This window comes from Geojedonia litorea (assembly GCF_042654525.1).
In the GTDB taxonomy this organism is placed as follows: domain Bacteria; phylum Bacteroidota; class Bacteroidia; order Flavobacteriales; family Flavobacteriaceae; genus Geojedonia; species Geojedonia litorea.
In genome coordinates, this window is sequence record NZ_JBHSGP010000012.1 from 22450 (window position 1) to 44963 (window position 22514).

Sequence of the window (22514 nt, forward strand, 5' to 3'; positions counted from 1 at the left end):
ATTACAGGTTCGATTCAAGCAATATCTTATTTACAAATTTTAAATGAATAATAAATTAATCCCGAAAAAATATATGTAATTTTGGCTTTTCAAAAACCGAGCCATACTTTTACAAAAATACATTTAAAAGCATTGCGTACAAACATCTTTCAAATACTTTTTAGCTTAAGTTTTACAGTGTTTATTAACACTTTCGGCTTTACACAAGAACTGCCTAAAACTGAAGGTCCTATAGCTCCAAAAACTGAAAGAGATACGGTCACTGTAAAAATTGATAGCCTTATCACTCCTCCTGTTAATTTGAAAGAATCTGATACCATTGTAAAAGATTCCATAACTAAAGAACCTGAATTTTTAACCGATGTTGTAAAGTATAAAGCAACCGATTATGTTTCGTTCAACCGAAAAGAACAGCGTATCTATCTTTACAATGAAGCCGAAGTATATTATGGCGATATGGAAATAAAGGCTGGTATCATTGTTATTGATAACGGGAAAGATTTGGTTTATGCGGGACGAATCAAAGATTCTTCTGGGGTTTATTCTCAAAACCCTGTATTTAAACAAGGCGGAAATGTAGTCGAACCTGACTCCATCATCTTTAATACAAAGTCTCAAAAAGCGTTAATTTTTAATTCCAGAACCGAACAAAGTGGTGGCTATATAGACGCCGATCTTACAAAAAAAGAAAACGATTCAGTTTATTTTATTCGTCGCGGAAAATTTACAACTTCAGAAAATAAAGAAGATCCAGAGTATTATTTCTTAATGCGTAAAGCAAAGATCGTTCCTGGTAAAAAAGTAGTAACAGGCTTAACGAATATGTTTATTTATGATGTGCCTACGCCTATAGGGCTTCCGTTTGCCTATTTTCCATTAACGCAAACCAGAACTTCTGGAATCATTATGCCATCACCTGGTGAAGATAACACTCGTGGTTACTCTTTGCAAAATGGAGGATACTATTTCGCCATTAGTGATTATGTAGATTTGGCAACTATTGGTGATATTTATACCAATGGCAGTTACGGTTTACGACTGGAATCCAATTATGCATTACGTTATAAATTTCGGGGTAATTTGAGTTTTAGGTACGAAAATCTTATTCAAAGTGAACGTGGTTTCCCTGATTATTCAAAATCCTCTATATACAATATTCGGTGGTCACATAGTCAAGATGCGAAGTCAAATCCAAGCTCACGATTTTCGTCATCAGTTAACCTAGGTAGTAGTCGTTATTACCAACAATCAAGAAATCAGCTAAACATCCCTAATACTCAAAATAACACCTTGTCGTCTTCTATTTCGTATTCTAAAACTTTTGAAGGTGAACCCCAAGTGAATATGAGTATGACGGCTACCCATTCTCAAAATACCAATACACAACAAATTGATATGACCCTTCCTACTTTTCAAGGAAGTATGAGTCGTATATTTCCATTTGCACCAAAAGTAGGAAGCAAAAAAGGAGCTATTCAAAATATTAATTTTCAGTATAATTTAAGAGCTGAAAACCGTATTCAAACTACAGATTCATTATTCTTTAAAAAAGAAATGTTTGAAGATGCCAGAGCAGGTGCTCAACATTCTATCCCTATTAGCACCAACTTCAAAGTGCTTAAATATTTTAGTATGAGTGCTAGTGCTAATTTTGAAGAAAACTGGACTTTAAAAACTATAAATAGATATTTTGACGCTAATACTGATAAAGTAGTTACGGAAGACGTGAATGGCTTCGACAGTTACCGTACTTATAATTTTAGCACAAGCATTGGAACTACCATTTATGGCATGTTCGATTTTGAAAAGCCAGGAAAAGACCCTCTTATACAGAAGATTCGCCATGTAATGCGCCCTTCCATCAGTTATAATATTAATCCTGCTTTTGACCAGTACTATGACACCTACGAGGTAATCGATGCCGACGGTACAACACGTGAAGATTACAGCCGTTTTGAACAATCTATTTTTGGAGCGCCATCACAGCGTTTTTCTAGCTCTATGGGAATTAGTTTAGGCAACAACTTTGAAGCTAAAATTCGCCCAAAAGATTCTACCGAAACCGAGCCGAAAAAGATCATTTTATTGAACAATCTTAATTTTTCAACCTCTTATAATTTCGCGGCCGATTCGTTGCAATGGAGTCCGGTACGAATGACTGGTGGTACTCAAATCTTCGATAATAAAATGAGTATTAACTTTGGTGCAACTTTAGATCCTTATGCGCTAGACAACAACAATAGACGTATTGGGACTTATAATATTGAAAATGGAGGAAGTCTATTTAGATTAACATCAGCCAATTTAACTTTAAATTACAGTTTATCCAGCGATAGTTTTAAGAAAAAAGATGATGGAAAGGACGATGCTGCTATACAAGAGAATATACGTAGCGGTGGGCGGGCCGATGACCTCTTTGGAAGGCCAGAGGATTTTGCCGATCGCAGATTAGGCGATGAAAACAATGAAGAGGAAGAAGAACCTTCAGAACTGTACAATAATGCCATTCCGTGGAGTTTACGCTTGGCTTATGCTGTGAATTACAATAACAATGCTAGGCAAAATGAGATTTCGTCACATTCCTTAATGTTTTCTGGGGATATTGAACTGTCTCCAAAATGGTCAGTTGGGGCGTCTTCTAGTTATGATTTTAAAAATAGAGGATTCGGTTTAACACAGTTACGATTTGAACGCGACTTATTAAGTTGGAGTATGAATTTTAGCTGGGTTCCATTCGGCACTTATGGATCATGGAACTTTTTTATAGGAATAAAATCCAGTTTACTTAAAGACCTTAAATATGACAAGCGCAAACAGCGTGATCAGCAGTTGTAAGTGGTTAGTGGTTAGTGGTTAGTGGTTAGTGGTTAGTGGTTGAAAATAATGAAAATCAAGATTGTAAGGATTTAAAACAAAATAAATATGAAAACAATAATAAACACAGCCAATGCCCCTGCTCCAATTGGTCCCTACAGTCAAGCCGTATTGAGCGGGAACACCTTATACACTTCAGGTCAAATCGCTTTTGATGCTCAAACTGGAGAGCTGATTTTAACAGATATCCAAACCGAAACCAAACAGGTCATGGAGAACTTAAAAGCTGTACTTGAAGCTGCGGGAATGACTTTTGACCATGTAGTAAAAACTTCAATTTTTATCAGTAACATGGATGATTTTGCACGTATTAATGAGGTTTATGGTAGGTATTTCAATCCTGAAACAGCGCCTGCAAGAGAAACTGTTCAGGTAGCCCGTTTACCCAAAGACGTAAATGTGGAAATCAGTATGATTGCTGTGAAATAAGCAGCTATCGTTTTAAAGTCAAAGCTCCACTTTCTACATTGGCGTCCAATAGCCTTACAACATCTGATAAAGTCAATGTGCCATAATACCAGTTTCCAGCTGCTAAAATTTCGGCTAATACAGCTTTATAGATGTCATAGTAACTGCGTTTTCCATCCACAAAATTAAAGACTTCCATGCGCATAGTACTATGGATTTGGGTTCCTGCTACATATGATTTTCGTTTACCAAAATACTCATCCAATACAGGATTGTTTTTTGGAACTTTCTTGTTGGCGGCCTGCTCTTCATCAGTTAGCCTAGTATTAGGAACACGTCTGACCTGATATTTAGCCTTATAATTAGTTTCCAGCTCTTCCATTAATGTGTTTTCCTTGATAAGCATTTGATCTGAATACGCTTCGATTAGATCCGTTGAAGATTCTCCATAACCTACTACATCTTTAACCGAATTTAAAGCTCGTAATTCTCTCATAATGCCTTGTTCAATAATAATGTCAGCTATCTTCCAATCTAATTCTGGATTATTTCCTTTTTGAATGTGTTGATACGCGACGTGCAAGTCATTTGCCATGCGTTTACTGCCTTGGGCGTAGGTTTCTGCCAATAACAATTGGGTTTGATCTGCTTCAGCCTTTCCTAAATAATAAGCCATTGAAGCAATGATAAATGCATTGCGCTGTAATTGTGTGGCGTCTATTTGCCAAAGGTCGTCATCTGAAGAATGAATATAAAAATCATCCCAGTTAATAAGTCCAACCGCTGGAACACCTATAGCGCCTTCAATAAAATTCATGTTATCAGAAGCATTGAAAAAAGGTACGAAGCGAGCACCGAAACTTTCACGCGTACCTCGTGTCGCATAAATAGGTCTTGAATGTGGTCTAGGATAACCTCCCATTCTACCTGCAGTGATAAACGGATTATTAGTTTGAATAACAAAAGTTCCAACACTTTCAAAAAGCGCATCTAGATAAGATGTTATGGAGTGTGGCGCATAAATTAAATGTTGAATTCGGCTACCCACAGACTGTTTAGCACCAACCATATCCTGATGAAGATTGGCCATCATTTTTTTGGGTTCTTCAGGGAAATCTCTGAAATAGCGATATTCAGAATAGATTTCATCCGTCCACCAAAATCGAATATCTCGTAAAGGTCGTTCTATTTTGCCTTCAGCTATTAACTTATTTAAGGTACGCGCAATCTCCAAAAGATTTCCGCAACCGCTACCATCATCATTTGCCGAGCCTTGTTCTTCCTGTAAATGGGCAGTTATCACTATTTGCTTATCATGATATTTTGAACCTCTAATCCATCCTTCCACAAATCCGGTTCTACCTGGAGCTTCACCAATTTCAGTATCTACTTTTGCTTTAACAACAACCTTTCCTCCTCTTGTTGCCTTTCCTGTGGCAAAAATATCCTGAAGCTCATTGGTTTGCAGTACTTTCTTTAATTGTTCTCCTTTTCTTGGCGACAGATTAAAAGCAAAAGTTCCTTTTTTACCTGAAGGCGGTGTTACTGGAATTCGAGTCCATGCCAACTGATCTGGAAAATCCATAGGATTTTTACTTTCTGAAGTTCCATAGCATACTACTCCTAAAGCACCTTTGGCATAAACGGCATTGTTAACAGCTTCACCTGGATATCCACTTACTAAAACTATTTTGCCTTTGACGTCAAGGTCTTTAAGGTCTTCTTCAGAACCTGTACCAGCCCAAACTAATTCGGCTGTGACATCGGCATCATGGCTACCGTCAGATAAGTATAAGGCATGATCTCCAATATCGGCGAGTTTAATTTCTATTGGTTCTGTCATCCATAATTCTGCTGAAATTGCTGTATAATTGGGTCCACCAAGTGGTTGCTCAATAAACTTAACATCTTCCAAACCGGCTTTTTTCGCTTCTTCAATTACATAATCAGCCGCTTTAAAATAACCGTCCATACCCGAATCTCGATGCCATTGCGTTAAGACTCTAATATGTTCAAACGAGCGATCTCCAGATAGCTCATTAATAAGCATCCGTATTTCGGCATCATTTAAAAAAGGGGTTTCTTGCGAAAACCCTATAGATGTCATAAAAAGGAGCATTGAAGAATAAATGATTTTTTTCATTTTGAATTGCTTTAAGATGTATTATGTTTAAATATATTCTATTTCAAAAGAACAATCAAAGGATGTTAATAAATCCTTCTGATAAATTAAAAAATACGATTTAAAAGTTGTGAAGAACTTGTATTTTTGAAAGTAACCAAATTACTTCTCAATATGCGTATAGAGTATGATATTAAGCTAGGGTTTAAGGATGTAATGATTCGACCTAAACGTTCCACTTTAAAAAGCAGATCTCAAGTCAATTTAGAGCGCGAATTTAAGTTTTTGAATAGCCAAATAGAATGGAGCGGTATTCCTATAATGGCAGCCAATATGGATACTGTGGGCACTTTTGAGATGGCAGAAGCACTTTTCAGGCATAATTTATTTACGGCTATTCATAAGCACTATTCGATTCAAGAATGGAATGATTTTTTGTTGAATGCACCTTCTGGTCTTGAAAATTATATTGCTATAAGTACCGGAACAGGAAAGCAAGACTCTGAAAAATTAGCTGCAATATTTAATTCGCATCCACAACTTAAATTTATTTGTATTGATGTGGCCAATGGCTACTCTGAACATTTCGTGAATTTTGTCAAACGTACTAGGGATTTATATCCAAATAAAGTTATCATAGCTGGCAATGTTGTCACAGGTGAAATGGTAGAAGAACTTTTGCTTTCGGGAGCCGATCTTGTTAAGGTAGGTATTGGGCCCGGTAGCGTTTGTACCACACGGGTAAAAACAGGTGTAGGCTATCCACAACTGTCTGCCATAATTGAATGCGCCGATGCGGCTCACGGACTTGGAGGTCAAATCATTAGTGATGGTGGCTGTGCTATCCCTGGAGATGTTGCCAAAGCTTTTGGTGCCGGCGCAGATTTTGTAATGCTTGGTGGCATGTTTGCTGGACATGACGAAAGTGGTGGTGAACTTATTGAGCTTAACGGTATTAGCTACAAAAAATTTTACGGAATGAGTTCGCAAACAGCCATGGACAAGCATGTTGGAGGTGTAGCCGACTATCGAGCTAGTGAGGGGAAAACAGTAAAAGTACCTTATAAAGGAAAAGTTAATACTACACTTCAAGATATTCTTGGAGGATTGAGAAGCACCTGTACCTATGTTGGTGCCCAGCGATTAAAGGAGCTAACTAAACGCACTACTTTTATTCGTGTCGCGGAACAGGAAAATAGAGTTTATGATGAATAATTAAGTTATAAACAGTCCTATCTTAAAAACTTTTTTTTACTATTACCCTGATCCAAATATTACAATTAATTTTGAATTCATCTTTTAAATCGGTTTATATGCTTAAATTTTTATCATGCTTTTTTACCATAATGGTTTGCTCGTTTGGGTATTCGCAAGAGGTGTTTGAAGCAGAACTAGATTCTATTGTTAACGAGCATGATGCTTCAGAGTTTATTCAGCGTTACAAAGCTTTAGACGGTAAGCTTATAACCTTTAATAAAGAAAAACACAATACTAATTTGGCTAGAGACCTATTTTCTTTAGGTAAAGGCACCAAAAAAGTTTATAAAACCGATATTGACAAAACCTACTATAAACTTATTGATCGTTTAGAGATTCCCTATCACCGAGTGAGTTATATTTTTCTTGATGGAACTAAAAAATCCATTGAAGAAATTCAAAAATTACAACAAACAGTCATTTCAAAATATAAGCGAGGAATTCCCTTTAAAGTTTTGGCAAAACAATATTCTATGGACCAAAATGCTAACAGAGGTGGCGATTTAGGTTGGTTTGCAAAAGGTGATATGGTTTCTGAATTTGAAGAACAAGTTTTAAGCCCCACCCATAATGTCAATGATATTTTTATAGTTGATTTGCCTTCAAGACAATGGCATTATGTCGTTTTAAAAACACATAACACTAAAATGATTGAAGAAATTAAAGTCTTAAAAGTTACTGAATCAATATCAAAATAATGCAGCTGTTTTTTAACCCTGAAATTAAAGAAGATACTTCCTTAGTTACCTTTTCAAAGGAAGAAAGTCGACATATGGTTAAAGTACTTCGGAAATCTATTGGAGATGAACTCGACCTCACAAATGGTCAAGGATGGCTCTTTAAAGCAGAACTTGTAAGTGCCGATTTAAAACATTGTTCGGCAAAAATCATCTCAAAAAATAAGCAGGTCAAACACAATTACAATCTCCATTTGGCAGTGGCGCCAACTAAAATGAACGACCGCTATGAATGGTTTTTAGAAAAAGCGACTGAAATTGGTATCGATAGCATCACACCTATTATTTGTGACAATAGTGAACGTAAAGTAATCAAGGCTGACCGTTTTGAAAAAATTTTGCAATCGGCCATGAAACAATCTTTAAATTGTTATTTACCTAAATTGAATGAGCCGATTAATTTCAAGGATTTCATGAGTCAAAAATTTACTGGGCAAACATTCATTGCTCACTGTGAAGAATTAAACAGAAAATCATTGAAGCATGAGTTAAAGCCTCAAACTGATATTACTATTTTAATTGGACCCGAAGGTGATTTTAGTGTTAAAGAAATTCAAATGGCAATTGACAACCAATTTATTCCTGTAACTTTGGGTAATACACGATTGCGTACTGAAACGGCGGCAGTGGTTGCTTGTCATTCTGTAGCTTTTATAAATGAATCCTATGAAAACGTTTAGCATCTATTTTCTATTCATAATTCCATTCATGGGGATTGGGCAAGATTTGGCCGTTTTAAAATACAAAGGCGGCGGCGATTGGTATGGAAACCCAACTTCCTTACCTAATTTAATCGCTTATTGCAATGCCAATATTAGCACCAAAATGAATCCAAAACCCGAATTTGTTGAAGCCAATAGTGCTGATATATTTCAATATCCACTAATTCACATGACAGGTCATGGCAATGTGTTTTTTAGTGACGAAGATGTAGAAAATTTGCGCGACTATTTAATGTCTGGTGGTTTTTTGCACATTGATGACAACTATGGCATGGAACCCTATATTACCAAAGAACTTAAAAAATTATTTCCAGACCAGGATTTAATTGAACTTCCTGCTTCGCATTCTATCTTTAGTTCCGCTTTTAAGTTTCCTGACGGACTTCCAAAAATTCATGAGCATGATGGTAAACGACCACAGGCTATGGGCTTATTTTACAAGGCCAGATTAGTGGTTTTGTTAACTTTAGAAAGTGATTTAGGTGATGGCTGGGAAGATCCAGAAGTACACAATGACCCCGAATCAGTTCGTGAAAAGGCTTTAAAAATGGGTGCTAATATTGTTAAGTACGCCTTTGAAAATTAATAGGCTAAAATTTTAATGCAACTCAACTATTACACTTCAAAATTTAGAAAGCATCAGTTTCCCATCACTTTAATTTGTGACAATGTTACTAATGCCCCAAATATTGGTAGCTTATTTAGAATTGCTGATGCATTTGGCATTGAAAAAGTTGTTTTTTGCGGTGAACATATACCGTTAGGCCGAAAAATGACAAAAACATCAAGAGCCACTGAAAATTATGTGAATTATGAAGTTGTTCCTTCGGCATTGGAAATAGCTCAAACTTTAAAAAGCAAGAACTATCAACTCATTGCATTAGAAATAACATCTGAAAGTCAATCGCTACACAACTATCAATTAACATCAAAACAACCATTAGCTATAATCATTGGTGATGAAATTCATGGTGTTTCAGATGAATTACTTCAACTTTGCGATACTGTAGTTCATATCGAAATGTTTGGCAACAATAGCAGCATGAATGTTGCACAAGCCACATCAATCGCATTGTATGAATTCACCAAGCAACTTCTGTAACAGTTTTTATATATTTACTAGATGAATTCAAAACTAATTGCAAACGGCATTTTACGGGCTTTAGGAATAATCTTAAGTATAATCCTTATTTTATACTTTTTGTATAAAATACAAGCTGTAATTGTTTATGTGGCCATTGCAGCTGTCATCTCCCTTGTTGGAAGACCAATTGTCCTTTTTCTGCGTAAGCGATTAAAGTTTAATAATACACTTGCGGTTATTATAACTATGGTGATATTTTTAGGTTTGCTGGTTGGCCTAATTGGGATGTTCATCCCGTTAGTAATTGAACAGGGCCATAATTTAGCACTATTAAATATTGATCAACTACAACGTAATTTGGAGGATTTATACATTCAAGTTATTAACTATTTTAATTACAACCAGATTGATATTGAGCAATCGCTAAAGGATTCTAACTTATGGTCTAAGATTGATTTTAGTATCATTCCCAACTTTTTAAATTCAATCATCAACGGTCTTGGAAGTTTTAGTATTGGGCTGTTTTCGGTGTTATTTATCTCCTTTTTCTTTTTAAAAGATAGTCAGTTGTTTGAAGATAGCATTATGACCATTGTTCCTGATGATAAAGAATCGCGGTCTAAAAAGTCATTTACTAAAATAAAAGATCTATTGTCTCGATATTTTGTGGGGCTCATTTTTCAAATCCTCATACTGTTTGTTATATACACTATAGTTTTGCTCATATTTGGAATTAAAAATGCCATAGTTATTGCTTTTTTATGTGCACTTTTAAACCTTATACCCTATGTTGGACCGTTGGTGAGTGGCGCTCTGATCCTCATTTTAACCATGTCGAGTAATCTAGGAGCAAGTTTTAGTGAAGTCATCTTACCAAAAACCATTTATGTGATGATTGGTTTTATCATAGCCCAATTGGTGGATAATTTCTTCAGTCAGCCATTCATCTTTTCAAAAAGTGTAAAATCACATCCATTAGAAATATTTTTAGTAATTATAATAGCAGGTATATTATTTGGTATTATAGGTATGATTGTAGCTATTCCAACTTATACAGCTATAAAAGTGATTTTAAAGGAGTTTTTATCAGAATACAAAATAGTCCAGAAACTCACCAAAGACTTATAGCATTCATTTGAATAAAAGCATTTTAAATATTGAAATACAGGATTTTATAAATTCAAATCTGAATTCAGAAGTCGGTCCACTTTTACTCAAAGGAACGAATTTTAAAGCAGTTGAAACTCGTGAAATCATTGAACAAATTGAGGCCAAAAAGAAGTGTGAAACCAAACTGCCAACTTGGTTTAAAACTCCAAACATTTATTATCCCAATAAACTCAATATAGAACAAACATCTTCTGAACTTACAGCAACCTATAAGTCACAATTAGTTCAGGGTCAATCACTAATCGACATTACGGGTGGATTTGGAGTTGACTGTTATTACTTTTCAAAACATATCCAGCAAATCACACATTGTGAAATTGATAATCAGCTTTCCATAATAGTTAATTATAATTTCAAGCAATTAAATGCAAGTTCAATAGTTACACAAGCTGAAGATGGTTTGACTTATTTGAAAAACCACAACAAAGTTTTTGATTGGATTTATGTAGATCCATCGAGGCGTCATGAAACTAAAGGGAAAGTTTTCTTTTTGAGTGATTGTTTACCTAATGTTCCCAAATATTTAACTCTTTTATTCAAGCGTTCGAATAATATTTTAATTAAAACCTCTCCATTATTGGATATTAGTGCAGGTTTAAGTGAGTTAAAGCAGGTAAAGTGTATTCATGTTGTAGCAGTCAACAACGAGGCTAAGGAACTGCTTTGGTTTTTGGAGAAAAATTATGATAAGCCTGTTGGAGTGAAAACCGTTAATCTTACCAATCAAAAAAATGAAACCTTCAACTTTTTGTTAAATGATGAACCTAATTCTGAAGTAAAATTCAGTAACCCACTCACCTATTTGTACGAACCAAATGCTGCCATTTTAAAGTCTGGAGCATTTAAATCCCTATCTAAACAGCTTGGCGTAGCAAAACTGCATATCAATTCGCACCTTTACACCAGTGATGAACTCCTCGAGTTTCCAGGACGTCGATTTATGATTGAAAACGTTTTACAATTCAACAAAAAGGCTTTTAAGGCACTGGGCATGAATAAAGCCAATATTACCACGCGCAATTTCCCAGAAACGGTATCGCAATTGCGAAAAAAATTTAAAATTGGTGATGGTGGTAACCATTTTCTATTTTTTACAACCACCGGTAACAATGAAAAAATTGTTGTAGTTTGTACAAAAGTATAATTTTAGGCTTTTTTTGTCAACTTGGCTCGGAGCATGCATGCCAAGAGCAAGTTATAAGTCAAAAGTTATTGTATTTAATATCAATCCTGAAGCTGGAGCAATATCATCCAACACTATTTGACTTTCATTTTTCAAGCTATTCTTAATGAATTCCAGAGTGATTTCTCCAGTACCTAATTTAGCTAATACGCCCATCATCAAACGTACTTGATTTTGACCAAATCCTTTAGCTCTTATTTTATACAAGTAAGATTTATTGGGGAAAAAGCTAGCATTATATATAGTGTTTTCAACGATTTCAGAACTTATTATCGTTCGATGATATAAACCGTCTTCCTTAACGTTTGAACAGTAACTTTTGAAATAATGCTCCCCTTCAAACAGTTTTGCCCCCAATTGCATAGCTTCAATATCTAATTCATCTCTAAAAGTGGTCATAATAGAAGCACAAAACGGATGTGTTTTTTCTCCAAAGGCAAACAAATACTGATATTCCTTGACTTTAGAACTTTGAATAATATTGAATTCCTTGGTGACTTCTTTGACCGCAAGTGCCTTAATATCCTGTGGTAAATAATAATTAAACGTATTGAGAAAATCCTCAAAATCAAGGATTGGATGATCTATAAACAATTCGAAAGCAGATGCATTTGCAGAAACCATTGCATCCGTTCTGCTAGCTCCCAATGTCTTAAAAGTTATGTTGCCTTCAAAAATATAATTCAGGGTTTTATCAATCATTAAATGCACGGTTTTAAGCTTATTTTGCTTTTGCCATCCGTGATAACGAAATCCTAAATATTGAATAGTTATAAGATAGTAATACCTTTTTTTCAATTAGTGTCTATTTTTGAGAATATTTACCACATCTTGCATCGTATAACCCTTTGCTTGAAGCAACATCAAATAATGAAATAATAAATCGGCGCTTTCATTTAAAAACAGGTCGTCATTGCTGTCTTTTGCTTCAATCACTACTTCAACAGCTTCCTCTCCCACTTTTTGAGCTAATTTATTGATTCCTTTCGCAAATAATGCTGAAACATAAGATTCTTCAGGACTAAAGTTATTTCTGCGATCTTTTATAACTCCTTCTAAATAGGAAATAAAACCGAAGGAATCTAAATTTTCTTCAGCCCAACAGGTATCGGTTCCTTTATGGCAAGTTGGTCCTTTAGGATTCACCTGAATCAGTAAGGTGTCGTTATCACAATCTAATTTTACACTTACCAAACTCAAAACGTTACCACTCTCTTCTCCTTTAGTCCACAAACGATTTTTAGTTCGGCTATAAAACGTTACGAGTTTCGTTTCTTGAGTTTTTTCAAGAGCGTCTTGATTCATATACCCTAACATCAAAACATTTTTTGTTTTGGCGTCTTGAATGATTGCAGGCACCAATCCGTCATTATTTTTATTAAAATCTATTTTCATTACAATCGAACTTCAATGTTGTTTTTTCTTAATTCTTCTTTTAAATACTTTATTTCAATTTCACCAAAATGAAAGACGCTTGCTGCGAGGGCGGCATCGGATTTTCCAATTTTAAAAGTGTCTATAAAATGCTGAACATTTCCTGCACCACCAGAGGCAATAATAGGTATATTCAATTCTTCGGATAATTTCGCAAGGGCCTCATTTGCAAATCCATCCTTCGTACCATCATTATTCATCGACGTAAATAGTATTTCTCCAGCACCACGTTGTTCCACTTCTTTTGCCCAGTCAAATAAATCTAAATCTGTTGGTATACTACCGCCAGCTAAATGAACCTTCCACTGGCCGTCAATTTGTTTAGCATCAATAGCAACCACTATACATTGACTTCCAAATTTATTAGATAACTCGTTTACCAAATCTGGCCGTTTTACCGCCGAAGAATTAATTGACACCTTATCAGCTCCACATTTTAGCAAGGCATCTACATCTTTAACAGAAGAAATCCCTCCCCCAACTGTAAACGGAATATTCACTTGCTCTGCAACACGTAAAACCATATCCAATGTGGTATTTCGAGCTTCTAATGTTGCTGAAATATCTAAAAACACAAGCTCATCTGCACCTTTTTCAGCATATTGTTTAGCCAAAGCTACAGGATCACCAGCATCAATCAAATTCAAAAAATTAACACCTTTGACGGTACGCCCATTTTTGATGTCTAAACAGGGTATAATTCGTTTTGTAAGCATATTAATTATATCACCCGTTCCAAATCCCTTAAATCGATATGGCCTTCATATAAAGCCTTTCCTATAATTGCGCCTTCACAGCCTAATGATCTTAATTGTTTTATGTCCTCTATTGAAGTCACTCCTCCAGAAGCTATTAACTTTATTGATTGACCATCGCTATTGCTGGAACATTCATTGATTATTTCTTTATATAAATCAAATGACGGACCTTCTAGCATACCATCTTTTGAAATGTCAGTACAAATAACGTATTGAATCCGTTTCTTTTGATAGGCTTTAATAAAAGGAATTAGATCTTTTGAACTGTTTTGTTGCCATCCATTAATGGCTATTTTACCTTGATTACTGTCTGCCCCTAAAATAATTTTTTGCCCACCGTATTTTTCTATCCAACCTTCAAAAGTTTTGGAGTCTTTGACCGCAATACTTCCACCTGTAATTTGTTTGGCACCTGAATTGAAAGCGATATAAAGATCTTCGTTGGATTTAAGTCCTCCTCCAAAATCAATCTTTAAACTGGTCTTAGACGCAATTTGTTCTAATATTTTATAATTGACAATGTGTTGTGCCTTTGCACCATCTAGATCAACTAAATGCAAATATTCTATACCTGAGGCTTCAAATTGCTTGGCAACCTCCAATGGATTTTCATTATAAATCTTTTTGGTGGTATAATCTCCTTTGGTTAATCGTACACATTTACCGTCTATAATATCTATTGCTGGGATAATTCTCATGCTATAATTCTAAAAAATTTTTCAATAGTTGTTCGCCTGCTTTAGCACTTTTTTCTGGGTGAAATTGGACTCCGTAAAAATTATTATGTTCCAAAGCTGATGCATATTCTAAACCATATGATGTAGTAGCAATGGCTTGAGGGCAGTTTTCGGCATAATAACTGTGCACAAGGTACATAAAGGCTTCGTTATTTATATCTTTAAAAAGCTTTGATTTTAAATTTTCTATAGTATTCCAACCCATTTGAGGCACTTTTAAATTGTTATTAAAACGTTTAACCGAAGTATTAAAAATTCCAAGGCCTTGTGTTTGCCCTTCTTCAGTATCATTACACAACAATTGCATACCCAAACAAATCCCTAGAACAGGCTGTTTTAGCATCGGAATTGGTTTATCCAATCCACTTTCTTTTAACATTGACATGGCACTACTAGCCTCTCCAACTCCTGGAAAAATAACTTTATCAGCCGCCATAATTTCTTTAGGGTTACTTGATAATATAGCCTCAACTCCTAATCGCTTGAAAGCAAACTGAATACTTTTAATATTGCCTGCTCCATAATCTATAATTACTACATTCATAACAATTTACCTATTTCAATTAAAGCATTCCTTTTGTTGACGGTAAGATCATTTTTTCAATATCTCTTTTAACTGCCATTTTTATGGCTTTTGCAAAAGCTTTGAAAATGGCCTCAATCTTATGATGTTCATTTGTTCCTTCTGCTTTTATGTTTAAATTACATTTAGCTCCGTCACTAAACGATTTAAAGAAATGATAAAACATTTCTGTAGGCATTTTTCCAATCATTTCTCGATTGAATTCGGCATCCCAAACCAACCAGTTTCTTCCACCAAAATCAATAGCTACTTGAGAAAGGCAGTCATCCATGGGCAAACAGAAGCCGTAGCGTTCAATTCCCAATTTATTACCAAGCGTTTGTGCAAAAACTTCTCCAAGTGCAATGGCTGTATCTTCGATAGTGTGATGTTCATCAACTTCTATATCACCTTTAACTTTGATTCTTAAATCTAGTTGTCCGTGACGCGCAATTTGATCTAGCATATGATCAAAAAAAGCAATTCCTGTATCTATATCACTTTGACCCGTTCCATCTAAATTTAATTCAATTGCGATTTGAGTTTCATTTGTATTTCTAACAATAGACCCTGTTCTGTCCTGAACCTTCAAAAACTCATAAATTTCTTGCCAGTCATTAGTTTCTATAGCAATATAAGGACTCAACAGTTCTCGATTTGAAATTTCCTCATCACTATTTAAATATTGGTTTTGGTCATTGATAAAAACCGCTTTTGCACCTAAATTTTTCGCTAATTCGACATCTGTAAGTCGATCTCCAATTACAAATGAATTGGCCAAATCATATTTATCAGAAAAAAAGTCTGTTAGCAACCCGGTTCTTGGTTTGCGTGTAGGCGCATTATCACTTTCAAAAGTTCTATCTATAATTTGCTCGCTAAAAACTACCCCTTCACTCGATAGTACGTTGATTATGAAATTATGGACAGGCCAAAATGTAGGTTCTGGAAATGAATTTGTACCCAATCCATCTTGATTGGAGACCATTACCAGTTCAAAATCCAACTCCTTAGCTATCCGACTCAAATATTGAAATACTTGAGGGTAAAACACAAGCTTATCAAAACTATCAATTTGTTTATCCTCAGGTTCTTTTATAATAGTACCATCTCTATCTATAAATAATACTTTTTTACTCATGCTATTTGTTTTAAAAGCTGGATTAATATTTTATTTTCTTTAGGTGTGCCCACTGTGAAACGTAGGCAATTTTCACAAAGTTCCTCCTTGGTTCTATTTCTGATTACGACGCCTTTTTCTATTAATTGATCGTAGCGTTTTACAGCATCATCGACTTTTACCAACACAAAATTAGCATCTGTTGGAAAAATTTGAGAAATGAATGGAACGTTTTTCAATTCTGAAATTAAAAGCTTACGTTCATGTTTTATAGATTCAATTTCCTTTGTTACAGCTCTGGTATTAATTAACCTTTCCAATGCCTTTTTTTGTGTCAACTCATTCACATTATAGGGGGGTTTAATCTTGTTCAATACCGAAATAATTTCTGCCGAAGCATAGCAAATACCTAAACGTATGCCGGCCATACCATAAGCTTTTGAAAGCGTTTGTGTCACAATGAGATTAGGAAACTCGTTTAATCGGGTAAGCCAACTCTGTTCTTCCGAAAAATCGATGTAAGCTTCGTCAATAACTACTAACCCATTAAACAGGTTCAAGAGTTTCTCAATGCTTTTTGTTGAAAAACTATTTCCGGTTGGATTGTTAGGTGAACAGATAAAAACGATCTTGGATTTGTAGTTTGCAGTACTAAAAATGCCTTCTAAATTGGGTTGAAATTTATCTGTTAATGGAATTTTTCGGTTTTCGACTGTATTGATTTTTGCCAACACTTCGTACATGCCATAGGTTGGCGGCAAAGTTATGATGTTATCTTCTTTTGGTTCACAAAATGCCCTGAAAATTAAATCTAAAACTTCATCACTTCCGTTTCCTAATAAAATTTGATCCACACCAACACTATTCTTTTCAGAAAGTAATTGCTTAACCTTATTCTGTTGAGGATCGGGGTAGCGATTAACTCCATTTTCAAAGGGATTTTCATTGGCATCGAGAAATATCATTTCCCTAGTAAACTCTTTGAACTCATCCCTAGCCGACGAATATGGTTTTAAAGCCTTAACGTTAGGACGAATGAGTGTATTTATATCAAAATTTGTTCTCATTTTAAATCGTTTAGTCGTATGGTCACTGCATTTTTATGAGCCTGAAGTCCTTCGGCCTCTGCCATGAGCTCTATAGTGTTGCCAATATTTACGAGTCCTTGTTTAGAAATTTTTTGAAAGGTGATACTTTTAGTAAAACTATCTAAATTAACCCCTGAATACGCTTTGCTAAATCCGTTTGTTGGTAAAGTATGGTTTGTTCCAGACGCGTAATCACCTGCACTTTCAGGCGTATAATTTCCAATAAATACAGAGCCCGCATTACATACACCATCTATAAAAAGCGATTCATTCTTTGAACAAATTATAAAATGTTCAGGGCCATAAGCATTAATCAATTCTAGAGCTAATTCATCAGATTCGACATAAATCAATTTAGAATTATGAATTGCTTTTTCAGCAATAGCCTTTCTTGGAAGCACATCTAATTGTTTATTAATTTCTTCGGATACTTTTGAAATAAGCTGTTTTGAGGTGGATACTAAAATTACTTGACTATCGGAACCGTGTTCTGCCTGGCTCAACAAATCAGAAGCTACATAACTTGCATTTGCACTATCATCGGCCATGACTAAAAGTTCACTAGGGCCTGCGGGCATATCAATAGCGACTCCATATTTAGTGGCCAATTGCTTTGCAACGGTTACAAATTGATTTCCTGGACCGAAAACCTTATTTACTTTTGGTATTGATGCTGTGCCAAAGGTTAATCCTGCAATTGCTTGAATTCCTCCAACTTTCAAGATTTTTGATACACCACACAAGTGGGCTGCATATAAAATTTCATTGGCAATTTTTCCTTCTGCATTTGGTGGCGAACATAAAATGATTTGTTTACAACCTGCGATCTGCGCAGGAATTGCCAACATTAAAACCGTTGAAAACAAAGGTGCTGTACCTCCAGGGATATAAAGTCCTACGCTTTCTATTGGCCTTTTTTCCTGCCAACAAGATACTCCTTTAGTAGTTTCTACTTCAACTTTAGACGTTTTTTGGGCTCTATGGAATTTTTCAATATTTGTTTTAGCAACTTGGATGGCAGTCTTTAATTCTGGATTTACCTGTTTAATGGCCTGTGCTATTTCGTCAGAGCTAACCAATTGCGATTTCATACTGACTTTATCAAATTTTAAGGTGTAATTTGCAATAGCCTTATCGCCATTTTGTCTTACATCATTAAAAACTTCAGTCACAATTTGTTCGATGTCATCTACCGTTTGTGTTGGTCGTTTTAAAAGCTCAGGCCATGCTTCCTGTGACGGATTCTCTATAATCTTCATAAGCTTAAATCACCATATTATCAATTGGACACACTAAAATACCTTGAGCTCCTTTTGCTTTTAGCTCATCAATAATCTCCCAAAATTCATTTTTATTAATAACTGAATGTACTGAACTCCAACCCGCTTCGGCCAAAGGTAAAACCGTTGGACTCTTCATCCCAGGAAGCACATTGATAATTTCCTGTAGTTTATCATTTGGTGCATTTAGTAGAATATATTTGGACTTCCTTCCTTTTAGAACTGATTGCAATCTAAATTGTAATCGGTCTAAAATGTTTTGTTTTTCATCAGAAATAACAGGAGAGGCTGCCAGTACAGCTTCAGATTTTAAAATGACTTCAACTTCTTTTAAGTTATTTTTAAAAAGGGTGCTTCCACTAGAAACGATATCAACAATAGCATCGGCCAATCCAATATTTGGTGCAATTTCAACTGAACCATTAATAATATGAATATTGGCTTCTATATTATGTTGTTTTAAAAATTCGTTTACCGTATTTGGATACGAGGTTGCAATGCGTTTTCCTTCTAAATCTTGAACGCCTTTATATTTAAACGCTTTTGGTACGGCTACAGAAACCTTGCAGCTCGAAAAACCAAGTTTTTCAACAACTGTGATGTCCTTTCCCTTTTCAACTAATACATTTTCACCAATAATAGCCGCATCCACAACACCGTCTTTGAGATACTGTGGAATATCCCCATTACGTAAATAAAAAACTTCTAAAGGGAAATTTCTGGCGGCTGCTTTTAATTGGTCTTTGCCATTGTCTATTGAAATGCCTACTTCTTTTAGGATTTGCATGGAGTCGTCGTGAAGACGACCCGACTTTTGAACTGCAATTTTTAGTTTACTCATTGTTTGTTTTATTTTTTGAGCAAATCATCTAGGTATAAATAAAAAACCCGTTTGATTTACTCAAACGGGTTTAAAAATATATTTCCAATTTATTCAATACATTTTCAGCTCGCTTGAGTGCAAGTATGAAAATGATGGTGATGTGATTGAATAAATGTCATTATCTAATTTGTTTCCACAAAGATTTGCAATAAAAGTTTACAAATCCAAATCTTTCCTGAAAATTTTAAAAGAATTGAATAATCTTTAGTTTTTTGCTTTCAATTTATTGATTTCCTAAAATAAGAGGTAATCCACTATCACCAGCACCAATCACAATAACTTTAGTATTGGGTGACTCAGCTAACTTAATCGTTGCGTCAATCCCTTTATCTTGTAAAATTTTATCGGTTAAAGACGCGCTTAAAATTCTATTAGACTCTGCTTTACCTTCGGCTTCAATAATTACCTTTTCAGCTTCTTTTGCAGCTGTTACTAATCTAAATTCATATTCTAAAGACTCTTGTTCTTGTTTTAATTTACGTTCAATTGCGTCTTTTATAGTATTTGGTAGGGTGACATCGCGAACTAATACTTCATTCAACTGTACAAATTGTTTATCAAGAATTTTTTTCGTTTCTAAAAATATTTCATCCTGGATCGCATCACGCTTACTAGAATATAATTGTTCTGGAGTATAACGACCTACAACACTTCTAGCTGCACTTCGTATTGCAGGTTGAATTACACGTTGTAAATAGTTCTCCCCTAATGATTGATGTAAATTTCCTAAATCGTTGTATACGGGTTGATACCAAGCCGATGCATCAATTTGAATTTCTAATCCATTTGAAGATAATACTTTCATTTTTTCAAAAAGTTCTTGCTGACGCACTTCATAAACGATTACCTTATTCCAAGGTGCAATTATGTGAAATCCTTCACCAAGCGGTGGCTGGTCTGTAACCACACCATTATCAAAAGTTTTGTAAAGCACTCCTGCTTCTCCAGAACCTATTGTTACTGCCGATTTAGCAAGCAAAATTATTAATGCCACAACTGTAATAATTGCGGGTAATGCAATTTTAGGTAATTTTTCCATTGTTTTAAATTTAAATTAGTCCGTTATATTTTCTGATAAACCATTCACAAGTTAAGCTCATGGCGATTAATATGAGTAGATATTTCCAATCGATCAAAGGTACAATATTTTTAGTGCTTTTTTGAACCGTAACATATCGATTATCTAACACTAAATTTTTAACCAATTGCGATGTATGATTTATAAAGTAGGCGTTGCCATTAGTTTGAGTTGCCAAGGCATTTAGTTTTGTGACGTCGGCATTTAAAAATTGTTGTTCTACATTATAGTCCAAAATTTTAAGCTTTCCAGACCTGCTCATATTCTCGTTTGTTACCGAGACTGTAAACTCATAATCTCCAGGTTCCAAGCTACTTAAATCCACTTGATAATTATTATTTTTCAATACAAAAGGAAATTCTCTTGAACTTTTTGTTTCATCATTTGTGATTCTAATGGTCAAACTAGCATTACTGTCAAACTCAAAGTTTTTATTAAAATATTGAGCCTTTAAGGTAACGTCATCATTTCCATTATAAAAAGATTCGTAATTGAGGCTTAATCGACTTCTCGTTTGGTTAGAACTTAAATATTGAACCAACTTTCCAATGACATTGTCAAAGGCATCAAAAGACTTAGTATTTAAAAAATGTTGTGAACGCCAACGCCAAATACCTTCACCATTAAGAAATGCTTCTTTTTTAGTATTAGTTTCAATTATAGCCAAAAGAGGTTCGTTAATTTGAATACCATTAATTGTTTTATTTAAAATTATTTGAACAGGAACATTTATTTGTGTTTTCCCAAACTCGGTTTGTAAAGGCGGAAACTCGCTAAAATCCAGATCATCTATAATAAATCCAGAAAAATTTAAATTTAATTCAGGTTGAAATTCTTCTGTTTGACCTGTTTCTTCCTGCTGATAATAACTTTGAATTGAATTCAGAAATTGCCAATCTGTTATGGTTCCAACCACTAGAAATCGATTCATATTTAGACGATCAAGTTCTTCAAAAACCAATCTAAAACTACTATTGGGTTGGTAAAGAATAGCCATCTGAAACGCTGTAGAATTATTCATAAATTCCGCTGGTGTCAACAATGAAACACTTCGTTGTTCGTTACTTTCGATTGACTTTTTAAGAGCTCCTAAATCAGGGTGCAACACATCTGAAATAATAGCTACATGGGTTTTTTGGTCAATAACTTCTACGGCGAAATTTTTAATGTTGTTTGCGGTATTTCGCTCATTTTCTAATGCTGTTAATTCTGCTCGAAAACTATTAACTCCAACCGAATTGGCAGGCAAAGTAATAGTAACTACTCTAGATGTATTTGAATTGTCAAATCTCAAACGTTCAGAATGTACAACCGTTGTGCCTTGTGAAATTTTTAGTTCTGTATTTACAGCTTCATTTCCACTATAAACAGCAATAACTTCAACTGGAAATCTATTTTTTAAATAGGCGTATCGGTTTACATTAAGTTGTTCAATCTTAAGGTCGGAATAGGTTATTGTATCACCTAATATAACAGGATAAATGGGCTGTTTGTAACTTGAAGACGTTAATTGATAATCAGCTCCATAGGTTTGATTACCATCAGTAATTATAACTGTTGGTGAAATTGAAGTATTATAAATCTCTGAAAGTTGTTTAAAAACATTAGACAGGTTGGATTGCTTTTCTGAAAAATTCAAAGAATCTAGCGTTCTTAAATTTTTTCCGAAAGCGTAAATTTCAACATTAAAACGTTCTTTTAAGGAATCATTGACTGCTAAATACTCAATAATTTTTGAAGTATTTTCAGCTTGATTTAAATAGCTAATTGATTGTGTGTTGTCAACTGCTATTACAAGGTTGGGCTTTTCGTTATAAAATGAAACAGATTCAAATTTAGGGTTAATAAGAAGTAGTAAAATAAGGAACAAAGTCAAAAATCTTAAAAAAGCCAACACCTTATAGAGGCTTCCTTTTTGTTTAGATTTATATAAATACTGAAATAGCGCCAGTGATAGCGCTATTATTCCAGCAATAATGATGTATAAAATTGTTTCTGTCTGCATTATAGGATTTGT

The 22514-nt window shown here is 34.7% G+C and carries 21 protein-coding genes; 9 read left to right on the forward strand and 12 right to left on the reverse strand.

Annotated elements, in window-relative coordinates; genetic code table 11:
* The first annotated feature begins 81 nt into the window (after window positions 1-81).
* Window positions 82-2835 (forward strand): putative LPS assembly protein LptD, encoded by a 2754-nt coding sequence (locus ACFO5O_RS06200; protein ID WP_387961964.1) that lies wholly within the window; start codon window positions 82-84, stop codon window positions 2833-2835.
* An 87-nt stretch (window positions 2836-2922) separates the two neighbouring features.
* The gene (locus ACFO5O_RS06205; protein ID WP_387961966.1) at window positions 2923-3303 is read left to right on the forward strand and encodes a RidA family protein; all 381 of its coding nucleotides are present in this window, start codon (window positions 2923-2925) and stop codon (window positions 3301-3303) included.
* 4 nt (window positions 3304-3307) lie between these two features.
* Here ACFO5O_RS06205 and ACFO5O_RS06210 read toward each other — a convergent pair whose 3' ends face one another.
* Window positions 3308-5425: a M28 family peptidase gene (locus ACFO5O_RS06210; protein WP_387961968.1), complete on the reverse strand. Its 2118-nt coding sequence runs from the start codon at window positions 5423-5425 to the stop codon at window positions 3308-3310.
* Window positions 5426-5578: 153 nt separating this feature from the next.
* On the opposite strand from ACFO5O_RS06210, the gene ACFO5O_RS06215 reads away from it, so the two are divergent.
* From ACFO5O_RS06215 to ACFO5O_RS06245, 7 genes are all read left to right on the forward strand, one after another.
* Entirely contained in the window at window positions 5579-6619 is a 1041-nt protein-coding gene (locus tag ACFO5O_RS06215; protein WP_387962457.1) for a GMP reductase, read from the forward strand.
* Between the two features lie 98 nt (window positions 6620-6717).
* Window positions 6718-7359: a peptidylprolyl isomerase gene (locus ACFO5O_RS06220; RefSeq protein WP_387961970.1), complete on the forward strand. Its 642-nt coding sequence runs from the start codon at window positions 6718-6720 to the stop codon at window positions 7357-7359.
* The gene (locus ACFO5O_RS06225) at window positions 7359-8078 is read left to right on the forward strand and encodes a 16S rRNA (uracil(1498)-N(3))-methyltransferase (protein WP_387961972.1); all 720 of its coding nucleotides are present in this window, start codon (window positions 7359-7361) and stop codon (window positions 8076-8078) included. Before ACFO5O_RS06220 ends, ACFO5O_RS06225 begins: the two co-directional genes overlap by 1 nt.
* The gene (locus ACFO5O_RS06230) at window positions 8065-8706 is read left to right on the forward strand and encodes a DUF4159 domain-containing protein (RefSeq protein ID WP_387961974.1); all 642 of its coding nucleotides are present in this window, start codon (window positions 8065-8067) and stop codon (window positions 8704-8706) included. Before ACFO5O_RS06225 ends, ACFO5O_RS06230 begins: the two co-directional genes overlap by 14 nt.
* A gap of 15 nt (window positions 8707-8721) precedes the next feature.
* Window positions 8722-9222, forward strand: coding sequence for a TrmH family RNA methyltransferase (locus ACFO5O_RS06235; RefSeq protein ID WP_387961976.1), 501 nt, complete (start codon window positions 8722-8724; stop codon window positions 9220-9222).
* 21 nt (window positions 9223-9243) lie between these two features.
* A complete protein-coding gene (locus tag ACFO5O_RS06240; RefSeq protein ID WP_387961978.1) occupies window positions 9244-10332 on the forward strand; it encodes an AI-2E family transporter in 1089 nt (362 codons plus the stop codon).
* A gap of 7 nt (window positions 10333-10339) precedes the next feature.
* On the forward strand, window positions 10340-11518 hold the full coding sequence (locus tag ACFO5O_RS06245) for a THUMP-like domain-containing protein (RefSeq protein ID WP_387961980.1): 1179 nt from the start codon (window positions 10340-10342) through the stop codon (window positions 11516-11518).
* A gap of 51 nt (window positions 11519-11569) precedes the next feature.
* On the opposite strand, the gene ACFO5O_RS06250 is transcribed toward ACFO5O_RS06245, so the two are convergent.
* The 11 genes from ACFO5O_RS06250 to ACFO5O_RS06300 all read right to left on the reverse strand — a co-directional run bounded on the left by ACFO5O_RS06250 (window position 11570) and on the right by ACFO5O_RS06300 (window position 22502).
* On the reverse strand, window positions 11570-12259 hold the full coding sequence (locus ACFO5O_RS06250) for a tRNA pseudouridine synthase A (RefSeq protein WP_387961982.1): 690 nt from the start codon (window positions 12257-12259) through the stop codon (window positions 11570-11572).
* 96 nt (window positions 12260-12355) lie between these two features.
* Window positions 12356-12952 (reverse strand): bifunctional phosphoribosyl-AMP cyclohydrolase/phosphoribosyl-ATP diphosphatase HisIE, encoded by a 597-nt coding sequence (hisIE, locus tag ACFO5O_RS06255; protein ID WP_387961984.1) that lies wholly within the window; start codon window positions 12950-12952, stop codon window positions 12356-12358.
* A complete protein-coding gene (gene hisF / locus ACFO5O_RS06260; protein WP_387961986.1) occupies window positions 12952-13707 on the reverse strand; it encodes an imidazole glycerol phosphate synthase subunit HisF in 756 nt (251 codons plus the stop codon). Before hisF ends, hisIE begins: the two co-directional genes overlap by 1 nt.
* 5 nt (window positions 13708-13712) lie before the next feature.
* Window positions 13713-14447: a 1-(5-phosphoribosyl)-5-[(5-phosphoribosylamino)methylideneamino]imidazole-4-carboxamide isomerase gene (gene hisA / locus ACFO5O_RS06265; protein WP_387961987.1), complete on the reverse strand. Its 735-nt coding sequence runs from the start codon at window positions 14445-14447 to the stop codon at window positions 13713-13715.
* A gap of 1 nt (window position 14448) precedes the next feature.
* A complete protein-coding gene (hisH, locus tag ACFO5O_RS06270) occupies window positions 14449-15030 on the reverse strand; it encodes an imidazole glycerol phosphate synthase subunit HisH (RefSeq protein WP_387961989.1) in 582 nt (193 codons plus the stop codon).
* A gap of 19 nt (window positions 15031-15049) precedes the next feature.
* Complete coding sequence (hisB, locus tag ACFO5O_RS06275; protein WP_387961991.1) at window positions 15050-16189, reverse strand: bifunctional histidinol-phosphatase/imidazoleglycerol-phosphate dehydratase HisB; 1140 nt, start codon at window positions 16187-16189, stop codon at window positions 15050-15052.
* Window positions 16186-17235: a histidinol-phosphate transaminase gene (gene hisC / locus ACFO5O_RS06280; protein WP_387961992.1), complete on the reverse strand. Its 1050-nt coding sequence runs from the start codon at window positions 17233-17235 to the stop codon at window positions 16186-16188. The genes hisB and hisC overlap by 4 nt, the downstream gene beginning before the upstream one ends.
* A complete protein-coding gene (gene hisD, locus ACFO5O_RS06285; RefSeq protein WP_387961994.1) occupies window positions 17232-18515 on the reverse strand; it encodes a histidinol dehydrogenase in 1284 nt (427 codons plus the stop codon). The genes hisC and hisD overlap by 4 nt, the downstream gene beginning before the upstream one ends.
* A 4-nt stretch (window positions 18516-18519) precedes the next feature.
* Window positions 18520-19377 carry an ATP phosphoribosyltransferase gene (hisG, locus tag ACFO5O_RS06290; protein WP_387961996.1) on the reverse strand — a complete coding sequence of 286 codons (858 nt, stop codon included), beginning with the start codon at window positions 19375-19377 and terminating at the stop codon, window positions 18520-18522.
* 265 nt (window positions 19378-19642) lie between these two features.
* Window positions 19643-20458 carry a prohibitin family protein gene (locus ACFO5O_RS06295; RefSeq protein WP_387961998.1) on the reverse strand — a complete coding sequence of 272 codons (816 nt, stop codon included), beginning with the start codon at window positions 20456-20458 and terminating at the stop codon, window positions 19643-19645.
* A 10-nt stretch (window positions 20459-20468) separates the two neighbouring features.
* A complete protein-coding gene (locus ACFO5O_RS06300; protein WP_387962000.1) occupies window positions 20469-22502 on the reverse strand; it encodes a VWA domain-containing protein in 2034 nt (677 codons plus the stop codon).
* Window positions 22503-22514 lie beyond the last annotated feature (12 nt).